Genomic DNA, 17177 nt, shown 5'->3' with positions numbered 1-17177 from the left:
ACGAAAGATTTGCCCAATAACGGAAGCACGGTAGGTTCTTGCAGCGCCATGTTGGAACGCCAGGTAACCATCCTTAATCGATTGGGATTGCACGCTCGCCCCGCCGCCGAATTTGTGCGGACGGTGCGGTCGTTTCAATCGAGCGTGACGTTGATCAAAAACGGTGACGATTACTCCGGCGCGAGCATCCTGGACGTTTTAAGCGCTAATCTCGACCACGGCAGCACACTGGTCTTCCGCGTCGAGGGCCCCGATGCCGAGGCCGCCATGGAGCGCCTCTGCAAGCTGCTGGAGGACTTTAAGCGGCAGGAAGAGGAAGACGGGTACTAAGAGAGTAAATAGTACCAATAGTACTAGAGATGGCCTAGAGATCGTCCCCGTCGGGCTGGTCCAGCGCGGAGCCTTCCATGGTTTCGTAACCCTCGAGGTGTTCCGGCGAGAGCGGTTCGGAGATGCGGTAGGTCTCGCCCAGCCAGTTGCCCAAGTCGATCTGTTTGCAGCGGGCGGAGCAGAACGGCCCCACGGGGTCGGTGAAGAAATCGGTCTGGCGGCCGCAGATGGGGCAGGGGATCGGCGTGGGCATGGTTTGCGCAGCTTAGCACCGGCCGGGGTCACGAGGCACCTTTTTTTGCGCCTCACCGACGTTGACGCCGCCCTTACAAAACGTCTACGGTTACGCCCATGCTCCCCGAAATTGAAAAACTGCTGGTGTTGCAGGATCGCGACCAACGGATTGCCCATCTCAAAGCCGAGCTGAAACGCGTGCCCATCGAGCACAAGGGCCTCGAAGCCCAGCTCGCGGGGCTCGCCGCCGAAGCCGACAAGGCCCGCACAGGGGTGCGCGCGCTGGAGGTGGAGAAAAAGCGCCTCGAAAATGAGGCCGCGGGCAAGCGCGAGCAGATCGCCCGCTTTAAGACCCAGCAGATGCAGACCCGCAAGAACGAGGAGTTCCAGGCCTTTGGGGTGCAGATCAAGCACTTCGAGGCGGAGATTTCCAAGATCGAGGATCGCGAACTGGAGATCATGGAGGCCATGGAGGCCGCCAAACCGGCCCTGGCGCAAGCTGATCGGGCCGCCGCCGACGCCAAGGATCGCGTCGCCGGGCAGATCGCCAACCTCGAAGAAAAAGCCAAGACGATCGAAGAACAGCTCAAAACAGCCGAAGCCGCGCGCGGGAAGTTCACCGAAGGCATCTCCGAGGACGTCCTCTACGAATATACCGGCCTCTTTAAGACCAAAGGCGGCCTCGCTGTCGTCGCCCTGGAGCACGAAGTCTGCACCGGCTGCCACATGAAAGTGACCACCCAGACCATCGTCAACGCCAAGTCCTCGCCCCGCATTACCAACTGCGAGCAATGCGGCCGGATCGTCTACTGGCAGCCGTAGCTAATACGATTTACACAGATAAAAGGCATTAAGTCTCACGCAAAGACGCAAAGGCGCAAAGAAGGCAGATGCGTTTCTTCTTTGCGCCTTTGCGGCTTTGCGTGAAATATTTTTTATAGAGTGGCCGTTTAGTGGCGTTTGACTATGCAAGTCGTATAAGCCCTCGTCCGGGCCGCCATGAAGAAAACCGGGAAGCGGCCCGTGGCGCCGTTGGCGACGGGCTTTTCGATCACGTGCGCGGTCTCGATCCGCACGTCGCGGCAACCCGCCTCCCAGAGCTGGTTGAGCAGCCATTCGCGGCGAAAGCCCTGGTGCTCAACGCCCGTGGCGTCGTCGTGAAAAGAGCCATCCTCCTGGTACGATTTACACAGATAAAAGGCATTAAGTCTCACGCAAAGGCGCAAAGGCGCAAAGAAGGCAGATGCGTTTCTTCTTTGCGCCTTTGCGTCTTTGCGTGAAATATTTTTTATAGAGTGGCCGTTTAGTGGCGTTTGACTATGCAAGTCGTATAAGCCCTCGTCCGGGCCGTCATGAAGAAAACCGGGAAGCGGCCCGTGGCGCCGTTGGCGACGGGCTTTTCGATCACGTGCGCGGTCTCGATCCGCACGTCGCGGCAACCCGCCTCCCAGAGCTGGTTGAGCAGCCATTCGCGGCGAAAGCCCTGGTGCTCAACGCCCGTGGCGTCGTCGTGAAAAGAGCCATCCTCCTGGTCCAGATCGGCCAGCAGGAGCACGCCGCCCGGAGCCAGAAGACCCCTCAGCGCCGTGATGAGCCGCGGCACCTCGCGCACATGGTGCAGCGCCATGGCCGAGAGGATCACATCGAAGCCTTGCGCCTCCGGTAGCGGGCGCTGGGATAAATCGTGGCAAAGCGTGCAGACGTTGCCCAGCGAGTGCTCGGCTGCCTTTGCGCGGAGCTTTTCCAGCATCCCGGGCGATACGTCCACCGCCGTCACGCTCTCGCAGAGCCGGGCCAGGGGCAGCGAACACATCCCCGTGCCGCAGCCGTAGTCCATCAGCCGGGGCGGCTTGGGGAGGGCGGCGATTTCCCGTTCCGCCAGCCCCACGATAGCCCGCGACAAGGCCCCACGGACCGGGTTTTCGTCCCACAAACCGGCCTCCCGGTCAAACCGCGCAACGTTCGAATTCATGCGGAAACCTTTTGACCATGCTCCCGCCCGCGTCCACCAAAATTTGCACTTAACCAAAAATTGCACTCTGATTGAACATTTCTTGGCCTACGAGACTCCAACCCTCCGGCGGCGCGGCTCAAAGCTCTCCGCCCACCTATTACCTATAACCAACCTATGAAAATCAGAATCCTGGGTCTTTTTGTTGCATTGGGAGCCCTTTCCCTGGGCGCATCCCTCTGCCGTGCGCAGGAAAAAGCCGCCGTGGGGCAGCCCGCGCCCGGTTTTACCCTGCCTGGAAGCGATGGCAAAACGCATTCGCTGGCCGATTACAAAGGGAAAACGATCGTTGTGGAATGGACCAACCCCGGCTGCCCGTTTGTAAAGAAATGGTATGGCGGCGGGGCCATGCAGAAGCTGCAAAAGGAAGCCACCGCCAAGGGAACCGTCTGGATCCGCATCAACTCCAGCGCCCCAGGCAAGGAGGGGTATGAAACGCCGGAGCAGGCGGCCGCCACAGACCGCGAGCAGAAGACCGCCGCCACCGCCACGCTGCTCGATCCCGAGGGGAAAGTGGGCCGCCTCTATGGAGCCAAGACCACGCCCCACATGTTCGTCATCGACCCGAAGGGGACGCTGGTTTACGAAGGGGCCATCGACAGCATTCGCAGCACCGACACCGCCGACATCCCCAAGGCCACCAACTACGTCACCGCCGCGCTCGCCGACCTGGCCGCCGGGAAAGCCGTCGCCACGCCGAGCACCCAGTCCTACGGATGCAGCGTGAAATACGCGGGTAAATAGCCCGTCTGCTTGACTCATGCCTCGCGGTGAAAGATGATCGCGGGGCATGAGCCGACAGGGTTTAATGGTCATATGTGTATTGATGCTTGCCGTTTCGGTTTGGTTCTACAAACCGCCCGGGTCATCATCTGACGCATCGTCCCAACCGGCTCCCGAGTCCACGGCTCCGGTGGCCACGCCCGCGTCCGCGCTTCGCCCGAGCGCGACCCCCTTGTCTCTGAACCGGCCCGCAGTGCCGCAAGTCCCGTATTTCAAGGGGCGGATCCTGGCCGGGGTGAATTCCGCGAAGTCCGGCGAGCATGTCGTCATGCGGCTCGATAGCGCCTTTAGCCTATCGCAGATCGAGGCGGCCAAGGCCAAAGCCATTCGCGAGCACAAGCCGCTTGGGTTCCTCATGGTTTGGGGGCAGTTTTTCGACCCCAAGGCGGTTGACAGCCGGGCCCAGGGCGGCGGGGAGGGGCTGGCCCATTTTTACCGCGCTTTCAGAAACACGCTCGTACTTGTCTACGTGCGGCACGAAACCGAGCTTGGCCTAGTGCCTGAGGCCGTCAAAAAAGGTTTCAACGGCCCCGACGAAGGCGGTTTCGCCCCCAACATGGCCGTCGTGGACGCCACCGCAAGCGAGCTCATCGTGGAAATCCCCTACGGAGGGGCCAAGTCCAACGGCACGGTGCGCGACGGCGTTTTCACCGCCGGTGCGCAGAAGATCGAGCAATGGCTCTCCACGCACCCGGACGCACTCTCGCAAAACCCGGCCAAGAGGTAAGGAAAACACCTATCGAGGGGTTGAATTCCGAGGGAAAAGCATTCAAACTGTTTAGAGCGGGACGGCCCCGGGGCTGAAAACGGTTTTTGAAGCTCCACAACCCTCCGTTTCCCCCGAAATTTTCCCTATGGCACAAGCGATCATGAATCCCGAAGAGGTGCGGCGCTTCGCGGCGGAACTGAAGCGCTTTAACGACGACCTTCTGGCCAAGGCCACCTCCCTCCAAGCCCGTTTCAACGCCCTTGGAGCCACCTGGCAGGACCAGGAACAGCAGAAATTCGCCGAGGAATTTCTGAACACCATGAAGGTGCTCAAAAAGTTCGTCGAAATTTCCGAAAAACAGACTCCCTACCTGCTCCGCAAAGCGCAGCGGATCGAAGAATACCTCGACCAGCGGTAGACTCCCTTTTCCCTCCCTTTGCGCCCATGGCCAACCAGGCAAAAGTCACCTCGCTTGAAGCGCTCGACGCCTTTCGCTCCAGCCTCATCGTCTTTATCGCCAAGGCCAAGCGCGCCCTCGACGAGACCTCCGAGGAGGGCCACCGAATGCGCCAGTACCTCCAGAACGACCAGCGCCAGCATTGGGAACTCCAGCGGCGCATGAGGGTGAAAAAACTGGAGCAGGCGGCAGCGGAACTCTTGAGCGCCCGCCTTGCCGGTCACCGCGAGGCCCAGCAGATGCGCCAGGCCGCCGTCAGCCATTGGAAAGCGGCCGTGGAGGAGGCCGAGGCCAAGCTGGCCACCGTCAAACAGTGGGCCATCCATTACGACAACACCGCCGACCCGATCTTCCGGCGGCTGGAGGACTTCCGCCAATACATCGAGGCCGACCTGCCCAAAGCCGTCGCGCTCTTGGTCAACGTCCAAAAAGCCCTCGAAGGCTACTCCGAGCCGGGGACGGGTCCGGCTCCCGGTCCCGAGGCAACCGCGCCCCAAACGCCCCCCGCGTCCCCTCAATCATGAGCACCAAAGCCAGCGCCGCCGCTCTCGTCCAAGCCGCCAAGGACCTGTCCGTTTCCTGGCAGGAAACCAAAGCGCACTGGCGCGATGTCAAGGCCATCGAATTCGAGGCCGCCTACATCGAAGAACTTCCCAACCGCCTCAACCGCACGCTCTCGGTAATGGCCGAAATCGACAACCTCTTTGCAAAAATCCGCCACGACTGTGAATAAACTCGCCGGTCTGCGCGCCAGCCTCGCGCTCGACCTTCTCGCCCAGATCAAGAAAACCGCCGCGCTTTACGCACAGCGCGAAGCCCAGCTCACCCGCGAACTTGGCGAGCGGCGCATTGCGCTCAACCGCTCCTGGCGCGAAGCCCGGGCCCTGGCCGAATCCCAATCTGCCGCCGCCATCGGGTCTGCCGAGGCCGCCTTCAGCGCCAGGACGCGCCAGGCCCAGAGCGTTGGCTCGGCGCGGGAGGACCGCATCCGCGAGTTTGAAAACCGCACCCTCGTCAACCTGCCCGAGCGGGCCCGCAGGGAAAAGGAAGCCTGGATGGGCGCGCTGCAAATGCGCGATTTCGAGGCCAAGAGCCACCGCACCGGCGCGCTGGACGCCGCCGCCGCCGAGCACCGCGCCGCCGCCAAGGAGCTGGGCATCGAACGGGCCGAGCTCAACGCCCTCACCAGGCGCGTCCGGCGAGCTTTTGCGGGCTACCCGTGGCTGCAAAAATCGCTCGATACCGTGGTTGACGAAAGCGTGGAACTGGTCGAGGGCGCGGATTTGGCGGAGCCGCTTCAAGAGATTCGTGCAGAGCGCACCGCACTTCGCAGGCATTGGTTGCAGCAGGCTTTTGGCTCGGCTGCGGTTTATGCCTGGCTCCCCGTGCTGTTGATTGCCCTATTCTTTGTTCCCGGGCGAGCGTTTTGGGTTTTTGGAATCGCCGTGACGGTCGTGTCGTATTTCATTGCCGCGCGCCAGGCGAAGCCTTATGCCCAGCGCCTCGCCCCGTTGCTCGCGCGCGCCCGGCAAATCGACGCCGCCGCCGAGACGCTCCTCGCGGATCGCCACCGGGCCCGCCAGGCCGAGATCGAAGCCGCCTACCAGGCTGGGTTTGAAGAGCTCTCCGCACAGTGGAATCGCTCCGACAGCATTGAGGAAGATTACACCCAAAACACCCGGGAGCGCCTCGCTTCCCACGTTCCGCGTGCGCTGGCCCGCAACCAAGCCATGACCCAGCAGCGCCTGGCGGCCATCGAGGCCCAGCGCGAGACCCAGATCGGTACGTTGCAGGCCGAGGAGGCGACCGTCCTCTCCCATCTCGACCACGCCCACGACGCCGAGATGGAGCAGTGGGAAGCCAGCCAGCGTGATGGCTGGGCCGAGCTGCAAACCGGCTGGAACGGCGAGCTCGCCCCCCGCATCGAGAGCCTCGGAAACCTCAACGCCCTTGCCCGCGAACATTTCCCTGAGTGGACCCCGGCGAGCGTCGAGGCCTGGCAGCCGCCGAAGACCTTCCCCGTCGCCGTCCCCTTTGGCCGCATCGAGAGCGATATTTCCTCCAGCCTGCCCAAGGACGCCCGGCTCGCGCTGCCGTGCAGCCCCGTTTTAAGCGCGCCGCTCGCCCTGGAGTTCCCCTCCGAGGGCTCCCTGCTGCTGGAGACCACCGAGTCGGCGGGCGAGGCGGCCTCGGGCGTGTTTAATGAAATCATCCTGCGGCTCCTCTCCGTCACGCCGCCGGGCAAAGTCAGCTTCACCATTTTCGACCCCGTCGGCCTCGGCGAGAACTTCGCGGGCCTCATGCAGCTGGCCGATTTCGAGGAGACGCTCATCAACCGCCGCATCTGGACCCAGCGCGACCAGATCGACGAGCGCCTGGGCGAAATCTGCGAGCACCTGGAAAAAGTGATCCAGATGTACCTGCGTAACCAGTATGACACGATAGCAGATTACAACGAGCAGGCCGGGACCGTCGCGGAGAAATACCACTTCGTCGTCATCGCCGATTTCCCCGCCGCCTTTAGCGAAACCGCCGCCGCCCGGCTGGAGAGCATCGTCACCAGCGGCGCGCGCTGCGGCGTCTTTACCCTGCTCCATTGGGACAAGCGCCTGCCGCTGCCGGAGGACATCGCCCCCGAGGAACTCCGCTCCAATGCCCTTACACTCCGGCGCGAGGCCGATCGCTTCGTCGTCGGCGCGGCCCCAGCCGACAACTCCACGCGCGTGCTGCTGAAAGCCCCGCCCGCCTCCGAACTCGCCCAGGCCATTACGCAAAAGATCGGCAAGGCGAGCGTCGATTCCAACCGCGTCGAAGTCCCCTTCTCGCTCATCGCGCCGCCCGAGGCGGAGTTCTGGAAAGGCGACACCACCCAGGAACTGCGCATCGCCATCGGCCGCACCGGCGCGACCAAGCAGCAGTACCTCGCCATTGGCAAGGGAACCCGCCAGCACGCCCTTTTCGCGGGCAAGACCGGGTCGGGCAAATCGACCCTCTTCCACGTCATCATCACCAACCTGGCCCTCACGTGCAGCCCGAGTGAGGTGGAGTTTTACCTGATCGACTTCAAGAAAGGCGTCGAGTTCAAGTGCTACGCCGAAAAGCGCCTTCCTCACGCGCGCGTCATCGCGATTGAGAGCGACCGCGAGTTTGCCTTAAGCGTCCTCCAGCGCGTGGACGAGGAGCTTAAGCGCCGGGGCGATCTCTTCCGCGCCCTTGGCGTGCAGGACGTCCCCGGCTACAAACGGGCGGGCGGAAAAGAGCCGCTCCCGCGTACCCTGCTCATCATCGACGAGTTCCAGGAATTCTTCGTCGAGGACGACGCCATCGCGCAGACGGCCTCGCTCCTCTTCGACCGCATCGTGCGCCAGGGCCGAGCCTTCGGCATCCATGTGTTACTTGGGACGCAGACCCTCGGCGGCTCCTACTCGCTGGCCCGCGCCACGCTGGGGCAGATGGTCATCCGCGTGGCCCTGCAATGCAACGAGGCCGACGCCTACCTGATCATGGACGAGAGCAACGCCGCCCCGCGCCTCCTTTCGCGCCCCGGCGAGGGCATCTACAACGACGCCGCCGGTGCGTTGGAGGGCAACAGCCCCTTCCAGGTCGTCTGGCTCTCCGACGAAGAGCGCGACGGTTGGCTCGACAAAGTGCACGAACTGGCCGCACACGGCCCGCGCTCATTATTCCCCGCGCCGATTGTTTTCGAAGGCAACGCCCCGGCGGCCGTCACCGACAACGAGCCGCTCGAAGCGCTCCTCGCGGCCCGCAAGGCCGGGGAGCCGGTCGCGCCGCCCGCCGTGGGCCGCGCCTGGCTCGGCGCGCCGAACTCGATCAAGGGCCCCACCGAGGCGCTCTTCCAAAGCCAGAGCGGCAGCAACCTGCTCATCGTCGGTCAGCGCGAGGAGGTGGCCCTCAACCTGCTCGGCCTCGCCCTCCTGGCCCTCGCCGCGCAGTACCCGGCAGGAGCGGCCCGGTTCGTCTTTTTGCACGCCGCCACGCCCGGTACCCCGGATGGCGAAGCGGTCGAGCAACTGCAAGCGGTCCTGCCGTTCGTGGAATTTGTCCGACCCTCCGAGGTGGGCGACGCGATCAACCGCCTGACGCAGCGGCTCCACTCGGGCGACGATCATGAGCCGGTCTTTTGCTTCATCCATGGCCTGCACAAGTTCAAGAAGCTGCGGCACGAAGACGATTTCTCCTTCTCGATGAGCTCCGAGGCCGATGCCGCGCCCGACCCGAGCGCGCAGTTCGCCGACCTCATTTCCGAAGGGGCCAGCCACGGCATCCATTTGCTGGCGACCTTCGACACGCTCAACAACGTCAACCGCTTCCTTACCCGCAAGGCCCTGAGCGAATTCGAGATGCGCGTGATCTTCCAAATGAGCGCCAACGATTCCGCGAGCCTCGTTGATTCGCCCAAAGCGAGCACGCTGGGCCTCCACCGCGCGCTCTTCTACAACGAGCACGAGGGGACGCTGGAGACCTTCCGGCCCTACGCCGCGCCGAGCCCGGAGTGGTTTCGTGCGATGGGAGCGGCTTTGGTGCAACGGAACTCATAAAATTCAAGGGAAAGGATTCTGTACCGCCTTGCCATGAGGCGCGATCCGGTTATTAATCGCGATTCTATGATTTCTCCCAATGATATCGTTCTGTTCCAGGGCGACTCGATTACCGATTGCGGCCGGAACCGTGAAGTTGCCGACCCCAACAACAGCGGCGCGCTCGGCCTCGGTTACGCCCATTTGATCGCCGCAGAACTGCTGGCTCAAAAGCCCAATCTCTCCATTTATAACCGTGGCATCAGCGGCAACCGGGTGGTGGATCTCTACGCCCGCATCAAGTCCGACCTGATCAACCTGAAGCCGAACCTGGTGAGCATTTTGATCGGCGTTAACGACACCTGGCACGAGTTTGGTACCCAAAACGGCGTGGCGGTGCCGAAGTACGAGCGCGTTTACCGCGATCTGCTCACCGAAACCCGCGAGGCGCTTCCCGAGGTGCGCTTTGTTTTGTGCGAACCGTTCGTGCTGCGCTGCGGCGTGGTGACGGAGGATTGGGTGGCCGAGATGGATCAGCGCCGCGCCGTCACGGCGAAGCTGGCCAAGGAATTCAATGCGATTTTTGTGCCCTTCCAGTCGGCTTTTGACGAAGCGCTCCGCATCGCGGGCCCGCTCCACTGGACCTGCGAAGGCGTCCACCCGACTCCGGCTGGACACCACGTTATGGCGCGCACGTGGCTCAAGCACGTGGTGGGCTGCTAGTTTTAACACAAAAAAAGGCGGCACGGGGGATTCCCGCGCCGCCTTTTGAATGTTCAGCCGGATCAGCCTTACGGCGAGACGGCCAGGCGTTGGGGCTTGGCTTCGCGGTGAAGGTAGATGCCGTTTTCCTTGTAGGCTTTGAGCCGGAAGTGCGTCGCGGTCGACAGGACGCCCTTGGTCGTGCTCAGCTTTTCGGCAATGAACCGCCCGATGGCTTGCAGGTTCTTCCCCTGCACGATGACGAGCAGGTCGTAACCGCCGCTCATCAGGTAGCAGCTTTGCACTTCCTCAAACTTTGAGATGCGCGCCGCGAGCCGGTCGAATCCGCCCCCGCGTTCGGGGGTGATCCGGACTTCGATCACCGCTTCCACGGCTCCGTTGCCCGTTTTCTCGGGGTCAAAGAGCGCTTGGTAGCCGACGATCGTGCCGTCAGCCTCGAAGGCTTCCAGGCGCGAGGCGACTTCCTCTTCGCTGACGCTCAAGACGCGGGCCAGGTCGGCGGCGGAGGTGCGTCCGTTGGTTTTTAAAAGTTCAAGCAGCCGGTCCATAGTTCTTTGTTAATCGCCGAAGGAGATGCCGACGGCCCGGGCCATTTGTACCATCTGGCTGTCGGGCTTGACGAGGCGCAGGCGGTGGACGGCTTCGGAGATGGAGACGTCGGTGACTTCGAAGTTTTGGTAGCTGACCATGTGGCCGAATTTCTCCTGCTGGATCAATTCGACGGCTTTGACGCCGAACTGGGTGCCGAGGATGCGGTCTTTCACGGTCGGTGCGCCGCCGCGCTGGATGTGGCCCAGCACGCAGGTGCGGGTTTCTTTGCCGGTGCGTTTGGCGATTTCCCGGGCGACTTGTTCGCCCATGCCGCCGAGCTTGTATTCGCCCGAGCCGGTGACGTGCAGCATTTGCTTGCCGTCCTTGGGCCGTGCGCCTTCGGCGACGACGACTTGGGTGCTCAGGAGCCCCGCGGCTTCGCGCTTGAGGAGGGCTTCGGCCACTTTGTCGAGGTCGAAGGGGATCTCGGGGATGAGGATGATGCGCGCTCCGCCTGCGAGGCCGCCGTGGAGGGCGATCCAGCCCGCGTGACGCCCCATGACTTCGCTGACCATCACCCGTTTGTGACTTTCAGCGGTGGTGTGGAGGCGGTCGAGGCAGTCGGAGACACAGGCCACGGCGGAGTCGAATCCGAACGTGGTGGCGGTGGCTTCGAGGTCGTTGTCGATGGATTTCGGTACGCCGATGGTTTTGAAGCCGGCTTCGAAGAGTTGGAGCGACGTGGTCAGAGAGCCGTCGCCGCCAACGCAGATGAGGCCTTCAACGCCGATCCGGGCCAGGGTGGCGCGGGATTCGTCGATGACGGCGGGCGGGACAGCCATTTTTTCGCCCGCGCCAACCTTGGCCACGAAGTGACCTTTGTTGGTGGTGCCCAGGATCGTGCCACCCTTGGCCATGATGCCCGTGGTGTTTTTGCGATCGAGGACGATGTAATCCCCACCGCCGAGGAGGCCTTCGTAGCCGTCTTTGAAGCCGATGACTTCCCAGCCGAGGGAGGTGGCGGCGCGTACGGCGCCGAACAGGACTGCGTTAAGTCCGGGACAGTCGCCGCCGCTAGTTAAAATGCCAATGCGTTTCATTTGTTATTTTGGAAGGGGCCGGCCTTGGGCCGCCCATTCGTCGTAGAGGTTCCAGCCGTTGTTGAGCAGTTGCATCGCATCGTTGAACCGGTTCTCTGACCCTAGGACGACGACGATGAGCCTGCGAGGGGTCACCGTGAAGGATCCGTCGGGGTTTTGAACGGCTTCGGGCGATTTCGCCGCCGAGATGACGACGCATTCGCCCGCACGAGCGCTTTGACCGGTTTTCACGCCGTCGATGGCGTGGGAGCCGAGAAGCTGGTTGGTGTTCGTCAGCGCGCGTTCGGATTGCCCGGCGACGCTACGGATGGTGATCCGGCGCTCACGCTGCGATACGATAAAGCGGAAGGAGGAGCGGCTCATGGCTTCCATGGAGAGAAGGACCAGGTCGCGCGCGGTGGAGTAGGGCTTTTCCATCGAATCGATGCCGATGGGGTTGAGGAACTTGGTGTTCTCCATCTTGAGCTTGCGGGCCAGGGCGTTCATCTGGGCGACGAAGAGTTCGACGGGTTTGCCGTCGCTCTGGAAGCCGCGCTGGAGGTCGCGCCCGACGTAGTCGGCCAGGGTGTAGGCGGCGAGGTTGTTGCTCTGGATGAGCATCGCGTACATGAGGTCGCGGATGGAGATCTGGTCGCCCGGCTGGAAGCCGAGGGCGTTGGCGGGGTCGAAGGCGAGGGCCCCCGGCGGGATGGCGACCAAGGTGTTCTGGTCGCGCTTGCTCAGCTCTATCCAGTCGAGCACCACGAGTGCGGTGGCGATTTTGGTGAGGCTGGCGATTTGGACTTTTTTGTTGGGACGGCGGCTGTCAAGGAGATAGCCAGTGGACGCATCGGCGACGGCGTAAGCGGTCGGTTCCTGGGCGGTTGCGGTCGTTCTGAAACCGAGCGCCCCGATACAAGCGAACAGTAGGACTGCGTAAAAACGGTGATTCATGCCTTAGTTGAAGCTTTCCAAGATGGACAAGCCTCCGTTCCTTGGCAATCCCGGAGTTCGTAAAAGATCAGTCTGATTTTGCTGATTCTTTGATCGAAACTGATCGTGGCGGCGGCTGCCCCCTTTTTGGAAGCTTGGAAACCGGGCCTAGTCCGCCCCGGGGCGGGAGATCCACCGGATGTCCAGCGAGAAGATGAGGAACACGGCGGCCAGGAAGTCTGTGGCTGAGAGCAGCAGGACGATCAACATTCCGCCGTCCCGGAAATCGGGGTAGCGCAAGAGCACATTCGGTAGGTAGACGAGCTGGAGTGCGACGAAGGCGAGCAGGAAAATGGCCAGCGCTACGCGGGCCCAGCCTTGCCGGTACCAGATGGCCGCCAGGAGCACGATGGTCCAGATGGTCGCGATGAAAAGGGCTCCCTGGTAGGCTGTTGCGTACTGCCCGATGTAGGGTAGGACGAAGGTGCCTGCGTAGTTCATCGCGGTGATCGCGACGAAGAGTACGGCGAGCCATATTTTGCCGACCACACGATTTCCTCGCCGGCGGTGCCGTCGCTCAGGTTGGCTGAATATTGTGAATGACATGCGTGTGGAACCGGGATTGGAGTATCCTGTGCGCTTGGTTTTTTGGCAAGCCTGAGGTGCTTCTTTAGTCCCTGCTAGGTAAATTTTTCCACTTTTGGGCCAGTCTTTGCATTCCGGAACTCATGGGCAGGGCCAGCATTTCTGCCAAGGTGAACCAGCGCAGCTCGACGCTTTCCTCGCTGACGGCGAAGCGGGCCCCGGGGGGGGCTTCGAGTAGGAAGCGGACGTCAAAGTGGTAGTGGGCCGGTTCTCCCTGGGCGGGGCGGGCGGGGATTTCGTGGATGTCGAGGTCGAACGGTGTTTCGGAAATCACCCGGAGGCCTTCGATGCCGCTTTCCTCCCAGGCTTCGCGCCGGGCGACGCGCAGGATGTCTTCGTCGCCGTCGCAGTGGCCGCCGAACTGCATCCAGCGGTCGAGTTTCCGGTGGTGGTTGAGGAGTGCCAGGCAGCCGTCGGAGCTCAAGACCAGGGCGCTGCCGGTGAAGTGCGCCGGGAAGGAGCTGCGAAAGAAGCAGTCTGGTGTGGAATCCGCCAGGGCCAGCATTCGCTCGCGCAGCGGGGCTTCTTCCGGGCGGCTTGAAAGGTTCAGCCCGGCCAGTAAGGTGCGAAATTCGGTTCGATCCATTCGTTTAGCGCTCTACTCTGCTAGGGTGACTTGGAGTTTGCGACCCTTAAATGAAATTCCCTGGAGCTTCTCGAGCACGTGGGCGGCTTGCTGCTTGCGCACATCGACATAGGAGGCCTTGGCCAGCAACCGGATGGCTCCGATGTCGCTTTTCTGGATTTTGGCGGCTCCTGCGATGACTCCGACGATGTCTCCCGGGGTGATGTTGCGGTCGCGGCCTGCGTTGAAGTTCAGCCTTACCATGTCGGGCTCGTGGGAGAAGGGCGTGACGTCATCGTTGTGGCGTTTGGCGTTTTTTTTTGGCTTTTCGTCGAAAACGCGCTTTTCCCGCTTCTTTTTCTGGAACTCGATGGCCTCCGGGCGTGCTTCGTCTGAGTAGCGGGGCTCCGGGCGTTCGAACCGGGGGGCATAATCCTCGCGGCGGGATTCGCGGCGGGGGATCTCGATGGAGTGCGCGGCCGTGGCCGGGGCGCCGCCGTTGTGGCGGGGTTTATCGGCGTCGCCCGCCAGGTGGATGAGCGCGGAGGCGATGTCGGTGGAGGAACGGCCCTGGTCGAGGAGTTCTTCGATGAATTCGTCGTGGCGCTTGTATTCGCCCGCGTCGAGGGTCTCGCGCAGGAGGTCGTAGAAGGCGTCGGTGCGCTTTTGCTCCACTTGCTCGGCGGACGGGATGCGGCCCCGGGCGACTTTGCCCCCGATGGCGCGCAGCATGTACTGAAATTTGCGGAATTCGCGGCTGCTGACGAAGGTGATGGCCTTGCCGTGGCGGCCTGCGCGGCCGGTGCGGCCGATCCGGTGGACGTAGTCTTCGTTGTCCTGCGGCAGGTCGTAGTTGACCACGACTTCGATGTCATCCACATCGACGCCGCGGGCGGCAACGTCGGTGGCGACGAGGAATTCCACCGCGTGCTTGCGGAAGCGGGCCATGACGCGCTCGCGCATGGCTTGGGACATGTCGCCGTGGAGTTTATCGGCGGCGTAGCCACGGGCCGAGAGGTGTTCGGTGAGTTCGTCGACCATCATCTTGGTGGCGCAGAAGATCAGGCCAAACTTGAAGTCCTCCAGGTCGATCAGGCGACAGAGGACCTCCACTTTGGCCCGGCGGTCGACTTCGTAGTAGAGCTGCTCGATGTCCGGCACGGTGAGCGCCTGGTCTTCGATGCGGATATGCACGGGCTCGTGGGTGAAGTCCTCCACGAGGTTGCGGATGGCGGCCGGGAGCGTGGCCGAGAACATGACGGTCTGGCGCTCGGGCGGGGTTTTGGAAAGGACGGTGCGGATGTCGTCTACGAAGCCCATGTCGAGCATCCGGTCGGCTTCGTCGAGGATGACCATTTTGAGCTTATCGAGCCGCAGGGAGCCGCGCTCCAGGTGGTCCATGACGCGGCCTGGTGTGCCGATGATGATCTGGCTGCCTGCTTCGAGGCCGCGGTATTGGCGCTCGTAGGATTGGCCGCCGTAGATGGGCAGCTCGCGCACGCCGCGTTTAAAAAAGGCGAGCTTGGCGACTTCCTCGGCGACCTGGACGGCGAGTTCGCGGGTGGGGCAGAGGATCAAGACCTGGGGGGCGCGCACGGCGGGGTCGACGCTCTGGATCGCGGGGAGCGCAAACGCGGCGGTTTTACCCGAACCGGTCTGGGATTGTCCGAACACGTCAGCGCCACCGAGGAGTACGGGAATCGCCTGGGACTGGATGGGCGAAGCCTCCTCGTAACCGACGCGGGCCACCGCTTTGAGCAATTCCGGCGCGAGGCCCAGTTCGGAGAAAAGTTTCTTTTGCATCCGGGCTTGTACGCCGGGATACGGTCGCGGACGAGGAAAATTTTACCTGGGGTGCAATTCCGCTATTTTGCGGACTGGGAAATAATTGACCCTCCGAGGGTTTCCTGAGAGCATTCGGGTGTTTAAATAATTGATAACGCGTCGAAGAAACGGCGTGGTTCCGTTTGGAGGCGGTATGCGGGCTTCTTTGGGAGAGGCCGTTTGCCGTAGCCTGGCCGAGCCGCGCTCCCTTTTTTTTAACCAAGGAAGCAATGAAGTTGATATGTGGATGGTGCGGGAAGGTCATGGAAGCTGGCGATGGGCCGGTTGCCTATGGCATTTGTCCCGAGTGTGACCGTAAATACCCGCAGCCGAAACGGAGCCCGGGAATCAGGCTCTTTTTCACCTGGTTCTGGCGGGGCGCGGCGGCTTTGGCTAGTGCAGCGGCCATCGTCAAGCTGGTCCTGGCGGTGTTACGGATCTGAAAAAAGCGGTTTTTTTGCGGGGTCCCGGAACAAATCTTCCTATCGCTTTGCGCGCTCTCGTGGTAATAACGTAGACGCTATGGCTTATCAAATTACCGACAAATGCGCCGCTTGCGGCACGTGTAAAGACGAATGTCCTCAGGGAGCGATCTCCGAAGGGAGCCCGATCTACAAGATTGATCCTGACCTCTGCATTGATTGCGGAGCCTGCCAGTCTGCCTGCCCGACCGACGCGATCGTTGCTGGCTAGAGCGCGCTTTTTTTAAAGAGCATTCTCTTTTCATTTTAACCCGCCGGTTCTCCGGCGGGTTTTTTTTATCAGGAACTCAGGAACTCAGGAAAAGAAAAGAGTTTCTGTCTTTTTCCTGAGTTCATGATTCCGCGCTTATCGAGACATCTCCCCCGACCACAATATCTTGTAGGGCACCTCTGGAAGCCGGGGCATGGCAGCCCTTTCCCCTATGGCGTTTCCGACGTTCGCAACCATTCTAACTTTTGCCGCCCGAACCTCAGAAATCCCCCGAGAATCAGAGTGTTGCCGGGACGCCTGCTATCTGGCAGACTTCCCGGATGAAAGCAGCCAATTCTGGCACGGCCTTCTCGGCACCACTGATTTAATCGTATGAGAGCTTTTTTAAATGCTATCGGAGCATTTCTCGGTAGTTTCGGCCTTTGGACGCTGGCTGGCGCACTTGGCGGTTGGGTATGCGGAGCGCTCATCCTATCGTTCGGGGCGCTGATTGGTCGAAGCGGAAATACGGGGTGCGAATACTTAGGTTATTGGAGCCCGGCATACCTGGGTCTGAGTGTTTTTTATGGAGTTCCGCTTGGCATGTTTTCCTTGATGCTTATGCGTTTAGTCTTTTTCAAGCTGCCTCATGATTTTCCGTATAATAATGCGCTCATGTTGGGCGCTTTGACGATGGCGGGTGGGATGTTAGGCGCGTTGGTCGGTCCTCCGCTAGCTGCTCTTTTCGGGGAGATATCCTTCGTGATTTGCTTTGTTTTTCTATCGAGTCGTTGGCATTGCGGCAACCGGTAGCCTCTTTGATCGTAGGGATTCACCACGAAGTCAGGATAGCCTCACCGCCTAACGGGCCGTTAGTCCTCGTTATGAATCTCCAGACTCCCACACCGCTACGAATCGGAGATTCGCCCCCAATTGTGTTCCCAATCTGGAGCAACGGTGTTAGTGAGCGAGGGGGCAATCACGGGGGTAATTGCGTTAACGAGGGTAGAGGTGAATTCGCCTTTACTTTAAAAACCGGGAAGCGCATTTTTCCCACTAGCTAGCGCAAGCCAGCCGGGACTTAACAACCCCGTAACAAACGGCTGGCAATAGCCGAAAATCTATTGCCGTTTCCGGGCTATA

General features: G+C 61.6%; 21 protein-coding genes. 12 read left to right on the top strand and 9 right to left on the bottom strand.

Going from position 1 to position 17177, the window contains the following annotated elements:
• The first annotated feature begins 48 nt into the window (after window positions 1-48).
• Window positions 49-330, top strand: coding sequence for an HPr family phosphocarrier protein (locus tag B2828_RS16260; protein WP_479634827.1), 282 nt, complete (start codon window positions 49-51; stop codon window positions 328-330).
• A gap of 34 nt (window positions 331-364) precedes the next feature.
• On the opposite strand, the gene B2828_RS16255 is transcribed toward B2828_RS16260, so the two are convergent.
• Window positions 365-583 carry a DNA gyrase inhibitor YacG gene (locus B2828_RS16255; RefSeq protein WP_479634826.1) on the bottom strand — a complete coding sequence of 73 codons (219 nt, stop codon included), beginning with the start codon at window positions 581-583 and terminating at the stop codon, window positions 365-367.
• A gap of 98 nt (window positions 584-681) precedes the next feature.
• Between B2828_RS16255 and B2828_RS16250 the strand changes: the two genes are divergently transcribed.
• The gene (locus B2828_RS16250) at window positions 682-1386 is read left to right on the top strand and encodes a zinc ribbon domain-containing protein (RefSeq protein ID WP_479634825.1); all 705 of its coding nucleotides are present in this window, start codon (window positions 682-684) and stop codon (window positions 1384-1386) included.
• 128 nt (window positions 1387-1514) lie between these two features.
• Here the strand turns inward: B2828_RS16250 and B2828_RS16245 are convergent, their stop codons facing one another.
• Together B2828_RS16245 and B2828_RS16240 are read right to left on the bottom strand one after the other, a co-directional pair.
• On the bottom strand, window positions 1515-1778 hold the full coding sequence (locus B2828_RS16245) for a hypothetical protein (RefSeq protein ID WP_479634824.1): 264 nt from the start codon (window positions 1776-1778) through the stop codon (window positions 1515-1517).
• 89 nt (window positions 1779-1867) lie between these two features.
• Complete coding sequence (locus tag B2828_RS16240) at window positions 1868-2536, bottom strand: class I SAM-dependent DNA methyltransferase (protein WP_479634823.1); 669 nt, start codon at window positions 2534-2536, stop codon at window positions 1868-1870.
• 156 nt (window positions 2537-2692) lie between these two features.
• Between B2828_RS16240 and B2828_RS16235 the strand changes: the two genes are divergently transcribed.
• The 7 genes from B2828_RS16235 to B2828_RS16205 all read left to right on the top strand — a co-directional run bounded on the left by B2828_RS16235 (window position 2693) and on the right by B2828_RS16205 (window position 9785).
• A complete protein-coding gene (locus B2828_RS16235; protein WP_479634822.1) occupies window positions 2693-3319 on the top strand; it encodes a thioredoxin family protein in 627 nt (208 codons plus the stop codon).
• 82 nt (window positions 3320-3401) lie between these two features.
• On the top strand, window positions 3402-4085 hold the full coding sequence (locus tag B2828_RS16230) for a hypothetical protein (protein WP_479634821.1): 684 nt from the start codon (window positions 3402-3404) through the stop codon (window positions 4083-4085).
• 127 nt (window positions 4086-4212) lie between these two features.
• A complete protein-coding gene (locus B2828_RS16225; RefSeq protein WP_479634820.1) occupies window positions 4213-4485 on the top strand; it encodes a WXG100 family type VII secretion target in 273 nt (90 codons plus the stop codon).
• A gap of 26 nt (window positions 4486-4511) precedes the next feature.
• Window positions 4512-5048 (top strand): hypothetical protein, encoded by a 537-nt coding sequence (locus tag B2828_RS16220; protein WP_479634819.1) that lies wholly within the window; start codon window positions 4512-4514, stop codon window positions 5046-5048.
• On the top strand, window positions 5045-5257 hold the full coding sequence (locus B2828_RS16215) for a hypothetical protein (protein WP_479634818.1): 213 nt from the start codon (window positions 5045-5047) through the stop codon (window positions 5255-5257). Before B2828_RS16220 ends, B2828_RS16215 begins: the two co-directional genes overlap by 4 nt.
• Window positions 5250-9083: an FtsK/SpoIIIE domain-containing protein gene (locus B2828_RS16210; RefSeq protein ID WP_479634817.1), complete on the top strand. Its 3834-nt coding sequence runs from the start codon at window positions 5250-5252 to the stop codon at window positions 9081-9083. The genes B2828_RS16215 and B2828_RS16210 overlap by 8 nt, the downstream gene beginning before the upstream one ends.
• 66 nt (window positions 9084-9149) lie before the next feature.
• Window positions 9150-9785, top strand: coding sequence for an SGNH/GDSL hydrolase family protein (locus tag B2828_RS16205; RefSeq protein ID WP_479634816.1), 636 nt, complete (start codon window positions 9150-9152; stop codon window positions 9783-9785).
• A 68-nt stretch (window positions 9786-9853) separates the two neighbouring features.
• On the opposite strand, the gene B2828_RS16200 is transcribed toward B2828_RS16205, so the two are convergent.
• The 6 genes from B2828_RS16200 to B2828_RS16175 form a co-directional block, all read right to left on the bottom strand.
• Entirely contained in the window at window positions 9854-10333 is a 480-nt protein-coding gene (locus B2828_RS16200; protein WP_479634815.1) for an Lrp/AsnC family transcriptional regulator, read from the bottom strand.
• Between the two features lie 9 nt (window positions 10334-10342).
• On the bottom strand, window positions 10343-11416 hold the full coding sequence (locus tag B2828_RS16195; protein ID WP_479634814.1) for a 6-phosphofructokinase: 1074 nt from the start codon (window positions 11414-11416) through the stop codon (window positions 10343-10345).
• Between the two features lie 3 nt (window positions 11417-11419).
• Window positions 11420-12349, bottom strand: coding sequence for a D-alanyl-D-alanine carboxypeptidase family protein (locus B2828_RS16190; RefSeq protein ID WP_479634813.1), 930 nt, complete (start codon window positions 12347-12349; stop codon window positions 11420-11422).
• A 147-nt stretch (window positions 12350-12496) separates the two neighbouring features.
• The gene (locus B2828_RS16185) at window positions 12497-12877 is read right to left on the bottom strand and encodes a hypothetical protein (RefSeq protein WP_479634812.1); all 381 of its coding nucleotides are present in this window, start codon (window positions 12875-12877) and stop codon (window positions 12497-12499) included.
• Between the two features lie 121 nt (window positions 12878-12998).
• The gene (locus B2828_RS16180; protein ID WP_479634811.1) at window positions 12999-13559 is read right to left on the bottom strand and encodes an NUDIX hydrolase; all 561 of its coding nucleotides are present in this window, start codon (window positions 13557-13559) and stop codon (window positions 12999-13001) included.
• A gap of 12 nt (window positions 13560-13571) precedes the next feature.
• Window positions 13572-15341, bottom strand: coding sequence for a DEAD/DEAH box helicase (locus tag B2828_RS16175; protein WP_479634810.1), 1770 nt, complete (start codon window positions 15339-15341; stop codon window positions 13572-13574).
• Window positions 15342-15592: 251 nt separating this feature from the next.
• On the opposite strand from B2828_RS16175, the gene B2828_RS16170 reads away from it, so the two are divergent.
• From B2828_RS16170 to B2828_RS16160, 3 genes are all read left to right on the top strand, one after another.
• On the top strand, window positions 15593-15805 hold the full coding sequence (locus B2828_RS16170) for a hypothetical protein (protein ID WP_479634809.1): 213 nt from the start codon (window positions 15593-15595) through the stop codon (window positions 15803-15805).
• A gap of 79 nt (window positions 15806-15884) precedes the next feature.
• Window positions 15885-16055, top strand: a complete 171-nt coding sequence (locus B2828_RS16165; RefSeq protein WP_479634808.1) for a DUF362 domain-containing protein — start codon at window positions 15885-15887, stop codon at window positions 16053-16055.
• 372 nt (window positions 16056-16427) lie between these two features.
• The gene (locus B2828_RS16160; RefSeq protein WP_479634807.1) at window positions 16428-16847 is read left to right on the top strand and encodes a hypothetical protein; all 420 of its coding nucleotides are present in this window, start codon (window positions 16428-16430) and stop codon (window positions 16845-16847) included.
• The last annotated feature ends 330 nt before the right edge of the window (window positions 16848-17177 follow it).

The organism is Spartobacteria bacterium UBA695 (assembly GCA_002298145.1).
Lineage (GTDB): Bacteria > Verrucomicrobiota > Verrucomicrobiia > Chthoniobacterales > Chthoniobacteraceae > UBA695.
The sequence above is the reverse complement of the archived record's forward strand: the minus strand, read 5'-3'. Positions and strand labels throughout refer to the sequence as shown.

Bases quoted from the DNA above. Each gene is read 5' to 3' on its own strand.
- B2828_RS16260 (WP_479634827.1), top strand. From the start codon at position 49: ATGTTGGAACGCCAGGTAACCATCCTTAATCGATTGGGATTGCACGCT.
- B2828_RS16255 (WP_479634826.1), bottom strand. From the start codon at position 583: ATGCCCACGCCGATCCCCTGCCCCATCTGCGGCCGCCAGACCGATTTC.
- B2828_RS16250 (WP_479634825.1), top strand. From the start codon at position 682: ATGCTCCCCGAAATTGAAAAACTGCTGGTGTTGCAGGATCGCGACCAA.
- B2828_RS16240 (WP_479634823.1), bottom strand. From the start codon at position 2,536: ATGAATTCGAACGTTGCGCGGTTTGACCGGGAGGCCGGTTTGTGGGAC.
- B2828_RS16235 (WP_479634822.1), top strand. From the start codon at position 2,693: ATGAAAATCAGAATCCTGGGTCTTTTTGTTGCATTGGGAGCCCTTTCC.
- B2828_RS16230 (WP_479634821.1), top strand. From the start codon at position 3,402: ATGCTTGCCGTTTCGGTTTGGTTCTACAAACCGCCCGGGTCATCATCT.
- B2828_RS16225 (WP_479634820.1), top strand. From the start codon at position 4,213: ATGGCACAAGCGATCATGAATCCCGAAGAGGTGCGGCGCTTCGCGGCG.
- B2828_RS16220 (WP_479634819.1), top strand. From the start codon at position 4,512: ATGGCCAACCAGGCAAAAGTCACCTCGCTTGAAGCGCTCGACGCCTTT.
- B2828_RS16215 (WP_479634818.1), top strand. From the start codon at position 5,045: ATGAGCACCAAAGCCAGCGCCGCCGCTCTCGTCCAAGCCGCCAAGGAC.
- B2828_RS16205 (WP_479634816.1), top strand. From the start codon at position 9,150: ATGATTTCTCCCAATGATATCGTTCTGTTCCAGGGCGACTCGATTACC.
- B2828_RS16200 (WP_479634815.1), bottom strand. From the start codon at position 10,333: ATGGACCGGCTGCTTGAACTTTTAAAAACCAACGGACGCACCTCCGCC.
- B2828_RS16195 (WP_479634814.1), bottom strand. From the start codon at position 11,416: ATGAAACGCATTGGCATTTTAACTAGCGGCGGCGACTGTCCCGGACTT.
- B2828_RS16190 (WP_479634813.1), bottom strand. From the start codon at position 12,349: ATGAATCACCGTTTTTACGCAGTCCTACTGTTCGCTTGTATCGGGGCG.
- B2828_RS16180 (WP_479634811.1), bottom strand. From the start codon at position 13,559: ATGGATCGAACCGAATTTCGCACCTTACTGGCCGGGCTGAACCTTTCA.
- B2828_RS16175 (WP_479634810.1), bottom strand. From the start codon at position 15,341: ATGCAAAAGAAACTTTTCTCCGAACTGGGCCTCGCGCCGGAATTGCTC.
- B2828_RS16170 (WP_479634809.1), top strand. From the start codon at position 15,593: ATGAAGTTGATATGTGGATGGTGCGGGAAGGTCATGGAAGCTGGCGAT.
- B2828_RS16165 (WP_479634808.1), top strand. From the start codon at position 15,885: ATGGCTTATCAAATTACCGACAAATGCGCCGCTTGCGGCACGTGTAAA.
- B2828_RS16160 (WP_479634807.1), top strand. From the start codon at position 16,428: ATGAGAGCTTTTTTAAATGCTATCGGAGCATTTCTCGGTAGTTTCGGC.